The 7587-nt window shown below is 72.2% G+C and carries 7 protein-coding genes and 1 pseudogene; 2 read left to right on the forward strand and 6 right to left on the reverse strand.

Going from position 1 to position 7587, the window contains the following annotated elements:
* Positions 1-373 precede the first annotated feature (373 nt).
* From MXD60_RS23670 to MXD60_RS23690, 5 genes are all read right to left on the reverse strand, one after another.
* On the reverse strand, positions 374-865 hold the full coding sequence (locus tag MXD60_RS23670; RefSeq protein WP_248821543.1) for a DUF6912 family protein: 492 nt from the start codon (positions 863-865) through the stop codon (positions 374-376).
* A gap of 43 nt (positions 866-908) precedes the next feature.
* Positions 909-2033, reverse strand: a complete 1125-nt coding sequence (locus MXD60_RS23675) for a patatin-like phospholipase family protein (protein WP_248821544.1) — start codon at positions 2031-2033, stop codon at positions 909-911.
* 183 nt (positions 2034-2216) lie between these two features.
* Positions 2217-2726, reverse strand: coding sequence for a transcriptional regulator (locus MXD60_RS23680; protein WP_248821545.1), 510 nt, complete (start codon positions 2724-2726; stop codon positions 2217-2219).
* A 516-nt stretch (positions 2727-3242) separates the two neighbouring features.
* A complete protein-coding gene (locus MXD60_RS23685) occupies positions 3243-4571 on the reverse strand; it encodes a CpaE/TadZ family protein (RefSeq protein WP_248821546.1) in 1329 nt (442 codons plus the stop codon).
* A complete protein-coding gene (locus tag MXD60_RS23690; protein WP_248821547.1) occupies positions 4568-5341 on the reverse strand; it encodes an SAF domain-containing protein in 774 nt (257 codons plus the stop codon). The genes MXD60_RS23685 and MXD60_RS23690 overlap by 4 nt, the downstream gene beginning before the upstream one ends.
* Before the next feature lie 482 nt (positions 5342-5823).
* Here MXD60_RS23690 and MXD60_RS23695 point away from each other — a divergent pair, with 482 nt between their 5' ends.
* The gene (locus MXD60_RS23695) at positions 5824-6060 is read left to right on the forward strand and encodes a helix-turn-helix domain-containing protein (protein ID WP_248821548.1); all 237 of its coding nucleotides are present in this window, start codon (positions 5824-5826) and stop codon (positions 6058-6060) included.
* 12 nt (positions 6061-6072) lie between these two features.
* On the opposite strand, the gene MXD60_RS23700 is transcribed toward MXD60_RS23695, so the two are convergent.
* Entirely contained in the window at positions 6073-6642 is a 570-nt protein-coding gene (locus tag MXD60_RS23700; RefSeq protein WP_248821549.1) for a hypothetical protein, read from the reverse strand.
* A gap of 168 nt (positions 6643-6810) precedes the next feature.
* Between MXD60_RS23700 and MXD60_RS23705 the strand changes: the two are divergent.
* Positions 6811-7587, forward strand: a pseudogene (locus tag MXD60_RS23705) (LysM peptidoglycan-binding domain-containing protein); the annotation flags it as partial.

Here is a 7587-nt window from a genome sequence, read left to right on the forward strand (position 1 = left end):
CGTCCGGCCGGGGGCGGCATCTCGGTACGAAGGGTGTGGGGAGGGCTCCGTCGGCGTCTTCCGGACCTGGGCCCGGGCGACGCACGACGGCGTTCTACGCATTATTCGCAACGGCCGATGCGCCCCGTACTCCGGGGAGGCACAACCGTTGGCCACGCGGGCCCTCCTACGTGGAGAAAACGGGCAGCCGGCGCCGCACAGCGAACGCTCCCCTCCACCCGACGGTCCCGCACCGCCGCGGACGTCGCCCCATGCCACCATTTCACCCCGGATCAACACCACATCGGAGTGAATCACAACGAAAATCCAACCGGAGTGGTCCGTCTCGCGGCGGAGGGGGCGCTCCCCCTCTCCGCCGGGCCGACCGGCGCGACTACAGCAGGTCAGGCAGTTCCTGCGGGGCGAACCAGAGCAGCTCGAAGCCCTCGACGCTGTCGACGGTGAAGGCCGCGTCATCGCCACCGAGATCGGCCTCGACGATGTTGTCGGCCGCCTCGTGCACGGCGGCCAGCACCTCGGCGCCATCCTCGTCGACGTGGATCGCCTCCACCGCCGACCAGGGCAGCGCGAAGTCGATCTCGACGACGCCGCGCTCCAGATCGTCGCGGACCCGGGCATCGCCGTCGGGCACCTCGGCGACGAACACCAGGCGCCGCCGCGGCGCCGACGGGTCCATGTCCAGCAGCCGCAGACTGCCGCGCGCGGCGTCGTGCAGCACCGCGTACTCGAGTTCCTCCTCGGACTCCGACTGCGCGTACCACTCGCGCAGCGCGGGCGTCACCGCGAAACCGGTGCCGGCGGGTACCCGTTGGTCCGCCCAGACCGATCGCGCGGCGATGAGGGTCGACGGCAGGTAGATGCGCACGACGCCAGTCTCCCAACCCTGCGCGGCGTACCGGCGGCGAGGGTCAGCCGGCCAGGTCAAGACCGACCGGGTTGCCGGACTGGTCGGACCGCGACCCGTCGCTCCGCGCGCCGTGGGTGAGCGCCTTGTCCGCGGGCCCGGCCGTGGTCCGGGCAGCGCCCCGAGCCGCCCGGGAGGCGCGGTTCGGCGTCGCCGGACGCGAGCGGGCGTCCGCCCGAAGCGCCACGGCGGTGGTGCGCAGGCTGGTCTCGAACACCTCCGCCCGGCGGGTGAGGTCCATCAGGTTCCCGCCCATCGCGGCGAGGTCCTCCGGGCCGGGGCAGAGCACCGTGACCCGCATCCCGGCCCGCTCGACCTGTTCGACCTCGCGCAGCAGCCGCCGGGTCGCGGCCCGGCGCACCTGGCGCTCGACGAGCGCGACGGCACTCCGCGGCCGGTCGGTCGCCAGCGAGCACGCCGGCGCGACGACGACGATCTCGTCCAGACCGGCGTCGGCGAGCAGGTCCACGGACGTCGGGGAACGGGTCCCGCCGTCGACGAAACGTCGGCCACTCGCCCTGATCGGGGCATACCACCCGGGAATGGCGCAGGACGCCATGACCGCGTCGGGCAGTGACACGTCCGGTACGTCGGGCGAACCGAACAGCACCCGGTCCCCCGTGTCGAAGTCCATCGCCACCACGCGCAGCGCGGGTGGCGGCGATGCCCAGTCCGCGGGATCGAGGCCGCGGCGGTCCATCGCGGCGGCGACGAGATCGCCGACCGCTGAGATCTTGCCCCGGCCCTGCGGCAGGATGGCCGCGAGGGTGACCATGGGCGAAGCATGCCGGGGATGCAGAGCACTCGCGGTCAGCAGCCGCGGTGAGCCCATCCGCAGCCGCGGTCGCGGCGGCAGGGACGCGCCGAGGTCGCGGTAGTCGAGCACCGGGTCGCCGGCGTGATACACGCCGCGCTCGGAGTCCGCCATGGCCTCGACTCCGACCCCGAGGCTGAGGAGCGCGGCCACCACCGAGCCGGCGGAGGTGCCGACCAGTAGATCGCTGCTGGCGACCAGATCCCGGCCGGTCTCGGTCTCGACGGCTCGTAGGGCCCCGATCATCCACGCGGAGCCGAGGACCCCGCCGGCACCGAGGACGAGGCCGCGTCGCACGGCCCGCCTTCTGGTCATAGTCCACCTCCCGGCGCGGTGCCCGGTTGGTGGCGTGCCCCAGGTGGGCATCCGCCGCTCGGTGCGCCCGCTGCCATGTGGGCCGCCCGGTACCTGACCCGACCCGGTTCCGCGCGGAAACCGGCCGGGGATGGGCCAGTCGCAGTCCACGGTCCGCGTTGACCGTTCCTCGCCTGCGGTGCGTCAGTCCAGGTCCGCCGGTTCCTCGCTCTCCTCCTCGGCAAAGCTCGTTTCCAGGACGCCCCAGTTGCGCAGCCGCTCGGCGAAGTCCTGCGGTGTCGTGTCGTGGAGCAGGGCCAGCGCGCGCACGTCGCCATCGCGGATGGACAGCACCCGGCCGGCGTAGTCGTCCCGCTGGCGCTGGATCTGCGCCACCCAGCGCCGCACGAGGGCGGAGGAATCCGGCGGCGCCTCGCTGAGCTTCTCCAGGTTGAGCACCGTGCGGGGGCGGCGCTCCCGCGGAGGCAGCTGGTCCTCGCTGGGCAGCAGCGCCGAGACCGGCACGCCGTAGAAGCCCGCGAGCTCGGAGAGCTGGTGGACGCTGATCATGCGGTCGCCTCGCTCGTAGGAGCCGACCGCGGCGGTCTTCCACCGACCGCGCGATTTCTGCTCCACGCCCTGCAGCGACAGACCCTGCTGTATCCGTATCGCCCGCAGGCGGGCTCCCACCGCCTTCGCGTACTCCCGGCTCACCCGACACACCCCCAGCCGTCTCGCCCGAGCTATCCCCGTGCCACGCGGATCGGCGGCGCGGTTGCGCCACTAACCGGATGGCACGCTCCCGGGAAGCCCACACTAACGTAACGTTGCCAAAAGAAGACTTTCACGCAGCCACACTTCTCATCACTCTCCGAAGTACGACGGCGCTGCCAAGAGTCTTTCACTTCACAGCGCGCCAGGTCAGTCACATAACAAGAATGATCCCGACCCACCGGAAGCTTTAAGTAAGATCCCTTTCACTTCTTGACCGAATCCACTCCACACAGCGATGCCCAGGAATCGCTCGCCGTAACCGCAGTCACTACGTTGGGCGGATGACCCAAGTACCGTATGTCACGGTTATGCCAACGGCGTAACCGTGAGTTGCGAAAACTCCGGCGTGATCCCGGCGGAACGGCTGGCCACAACCGCCCGACACCAGGCCCTTTTCTGTGGATCTTGGCGGTTCTGTGGATCTTCATCTCGCCGGTCGACGATTCACGGAAGGTGCTAGCGGGCCTGGCGGCGGATACCGCCGCGACGGCGGCGCCCCGCGGTGGGCCGGCCGGCCAGGTGACCCGCCAGGTCCCGGATCGCCAGGCGGGCCGGCGACGTCGGTGCGATGTCCCGCAGCAACTGCCCGGTGACCTGCGCCGCGTCCAACCCGGCCAGGTCGAACGGCACGAGCGCGACCGGTTCGGTCCCGGTGTGCCGCAGGATCGACCTGCTCACCTCGCGCGACGGGTCCCCGCCGACGACCGAGGCACGCAGCCGGTTCACGACGACGAGCGGCTCCGCGCTCGGCACGGTCTCGCGCAGGTCCGCCAGGCCCCGCACGAACCGGACCAACCCGACCGGCTCGGCCGAGGTCACCGCGAGCACGATGTCCGCCGCCTCCAGCACGGCGAGCGTTGACCCGTTACGTCGCGGCGCCGCCGTGTCGAAGGACAGCTCCTCATCGGTCTCCAGACAGAAGCCGCAGTCCACCACGACGAACGAGGCCAACCGCCGCGACAGTGACAGCACCGTCTCGATCGACGCCGGACGCAGCTCCGGCCAGCGGGAGGGCCGGGCGATACCCGGTAGCACCCGCAGGCCGTCGCCGAGATCGCGGCACAGCATCGCCAGCCTGGGCACGTCCAGCAGGCCCTGGTTCGCCGACCGGGCCGCGGCGGCCAGGCCCGGTGCCTCCTCCAGCAGGCCGACGAGCTGGCCGACCGCCCCGCCGTAGGAGTCGGCGTCGACCAGCAGCGCGGACAGCCCGAGGGCGGCGATCTCGGCGGCGAGGCACAGCGCGATCGTCGTGCGCCCCGGGGCACCCGCCGGCCCCCAGACCGCGATCACCCGGCCGCCACCGGGCTCCGCCATCGACAGGGCGTCGGTGCCGACCCCGGCCGAGGCGAGCTGGCCGAACCCGGGCAGCGCCTCGCTGAACGACCCGCTCCCCCAGCCGGTCGGCGCTCCGGAGGTCGTCGCCAACGCGCGGGAGGCCTCGACGACGGCGCCGGCGACGGCCTCGGCCGTGGCGTCCGCGGGAATGACCGCGGCGACGCCGAGCTGGCGCAACCGCCGGTCGGCGTCCTCGTCACCAGGAGCTATCAGCCCGACCACCGCGACACCGGCCATCGCCAGCCGGGTCAGCGCGTCCCGGTCCAACCGGCGCAGGTCGGCGGACAGCAGCGCGGCCCGCGCCGCGCCGGTGGTCGCCGCCGCCAGCAGATCGGGAAGATCTACACAGCGACGGACGACGGTCACCCCGAGATCGCGACGATCGAAGGCCGAGACCAGACCGGCCTCGACATCCGAGTCGGTGACCGCGGTGAGGATCGGCAGGCTCACCGGCCGTACCCCGGGGCGAGAGTCGGTCCGGTCGTGCCGACCCCGCCGCGAGAGTCCTTCTCCAGCTTGACGACATCGACCCGCTCGCTCTGCGACGCCGCCACGGCCTGGATCGCGCTGTCGATGGGGACGCGCAGGGTCAACGACCGGTCGCCGCTCGCGAGCTTGTCCAGCTCGACGAACTCGACGTCATGGAGCACCTGCGCCTCGGCGCCCGCGCCAGCGGCCGGCGCAGGCGTGTTCTCGCCGGTCGTGGGCTGGTCGCCAACGCCTGCGGGGGCGGCGGCGCCGGCCTGGTAGACGTACACGTCCACATGATCGCCCGGTGTGAGGGCGGGTAGCCGGCCGGCCTTGACGATCACGGGGACCAGCCTGGTGGACTGCGCGTTGTCCCGGACGAAGTCGGCGCCGCTGACGAGTTCGCCGGTGTCGACAGGTCGGGCGAGCGTGCTACCCGTCAGTCTGCCCAGCTGGGCGCCCGGGTAGTAGCGGTTGGACGTCCGCGTGTCGAGCCGGGCCGGCACGGTCGTCAGGTCGCCGGCGACGATCACATGCCCGGCCGGCAGATCCTGGCGGGCCACGACCCACTGGCGGGTCGAGTCCGCGGAGGCGAACAGGCGCGCGCCGACGACCACCGAGACCAGCACCAGCAGCACCCCGATCAGCAGCCGGGAGTCCCGCCAACGCCGACGGGTCAGCCGGCGGGCGGGCGGGGAGTTCGGCGGCGGTGTCGCGTCGGGGCGGACCGGCGCCGCGGCAAGCTCGGTCACCGGGAGACCTCCCTTTTCTCCTGGCGGACCATCAGCGCGAATCCGCACCTTCCGGTCGCAGAGCGTACGCGGTCGAAGGGTTCGAACACAGTCATACCGTCAACTGCGGCCGTCTCGAAACCACGTCTAACGACTGCCATCCGTGACGATCATCGCGCACAGCGACAGTCCAGTTCCACTGGCCTCCCTGTTGGACGCGCAACCCCGCCGGCTCGATGTGTGCTTTGGGAAGAAATCCGTAATTCCGCCGGGTCCGGCTGTCCACGCGGATCCGACTGCCCGCCGCCGGCCGCGTGGGCCTGCGCTCCCGCCGCCGCGGATCGCGACGGGTCCAGGACGAACAGAACCGGTCGTCGGCGAGTGTGAGCTTCCGGTCGCGTTCGCGCGCAGTTATCCACAAGCTGACGCATCTGGAGGCGATGGAGGGTGGAAACTCTGATACACACGTGAGGCGAGACACCCAGCCTCAGTAGGAGGGCTTCATGAACGACCGCTTCCTTCAGCTGAGCGACGTCGCCGAGATCCTGAACATCTCCTCCAGCCAGACCTATGCCCTGGTGCGCTCGGGCGAGCTGCCCGCCATCAAGATCGGCGGGCGGGGGCAGTGGCGCGTCGAACGCGCCGAGCTGGAGGCCTACATCCAGCGCGCCTACGAGCAGACCAGGGCGTTCGTCGCGGCCAATCCGCTGGCGCGCAACGAGTCCGTCCCGGAGGACTGACCCGGTCGCCGCTCACATGGCGCGGCGGATGTAGGCGATCGCGTCGAGCGGAAGCGTCCAGCCGGAGCGGACCTGGCCGCGGCGGGCGAACTCCCCCACCGCGTGCTCGGCCACCTCCAGGAAGTCCGCTCCCACCCGCGCCGGGGTTCCGTGCAGCGCGCTCCCGTCCACGAGCCGCAGCGTGCACGCCGACCGGTCGCGCACCAGGCCCCGCAGGACATACCGCAGATCCAGCTTCGCAGCCAGCGGACCTTCGTGCCCAGGCTGCGCCGACACGGCCGCCAGGCTGTCGACCGCGAGCAGGGAGCGCATCGGCACGAGCGCCTCGGTCGCGCCTGGCTCGGCGAGGAGGAACCAGTCCGACCCGAGCGCGGCGAGCGTCCCGTGCAGGGTCTCCGGCGCCCGCTGTCCGCCCAGCACCCGGCAGCGCGTCGGATGCCCCACGACCGGGCGCATGCGGTCGACGAGCCGCAGGTAGGAGGCCTCGCGCCGGCTGCGGTCGGCGAGCTCCGCCGCGAGATCGGCCGCCTCGTTCGCCTCCCACTGCAACTCGAGATCGGCAAACAGGTCCTCCCACCGCATCGGATCTCCTCCACTCGGGTACTTCTGGGACGCTTCGTCCGTCTCGTGCCTACCTGCTCGCTCACGCACGACGCAAGCTGGATTGACAGCAGGACGCGAGAGGTTTACACAACCAAACATAGGCAAACGAAGCCGTTCGATGACATCTGACAGACAGGAGTACCGGCCATGAGCGCGGGATCGGCTCGGGGGACGCTGGCGCGGCTCGCCAGCGCCGTCGGCGCCATCGGCACGGCGATCATATTGATCGTTTTCGGGCCGGCGTTGGCCGACCTGCCCGCCAGCATCGGAGCAGTGCCGGACTGGTTCACCGCGGACCCCGAGCAGGCCCTCGTCACGGTCGTCGCCGCAGTCGCCTGGCTGTGCCTGCTCTGGCTGTGCCTGGGTGTCCTGCTCGGTGTCGCCGCCGCCATCCCCGGCGCCGCCGGTCGGCTCAGCGCGGCGCTGGCCCGGCTGATCCTCCCCCGCGCCATGCGCCGGCTGATCGAGGTGGGTCTCGGCGTCACCCTGGTCGCCGGCGTCGGGCCGGTCATGGCGGCGATGCCCGCCGTGGCCGCCACCCACGCGAACCCGGTGACCAGCGCCAGCCCAGCGACCCTGCCCGACCTCTCCCGGGCCGCGGGACTGGAGTTCACGATCGCGCCCGCCGCGCTGACCGCGGACGGTGCGACGCGCCCCGCCCAGCCCGCCCAGCCCGCCCAGCCCACTCAGCCCGCTCAGCCCGCCTCCCGAGCGCCGGATCTCGACCGCCCGTCCGCGGCGGGCGCCAGCCCGACCGTCTCCGTGCCCGGGTTGGGCCCGTCCGTCCCCGTCGTCGATCTTCAGCCGACCGCGTCGACCCCCCCCGCCCCGGCCCCCCCCCCCCCCCCCGCGACCGGCAGGTTCTCCGCGTCGCCGTCCTCGAACCGCACCTCGAGCCCTTCCACCGCCGCCCGGTCCCGGGCC

Source organism: Frankia sp. AgB32, assembly GCF_023243045.1.
In the GTDB taxonomy this organism is placed as follows: domain Bacteria; phylum Actinomycetota; class Actinomycetes; order Frankiales; family Frankiaceae; genus Frankia.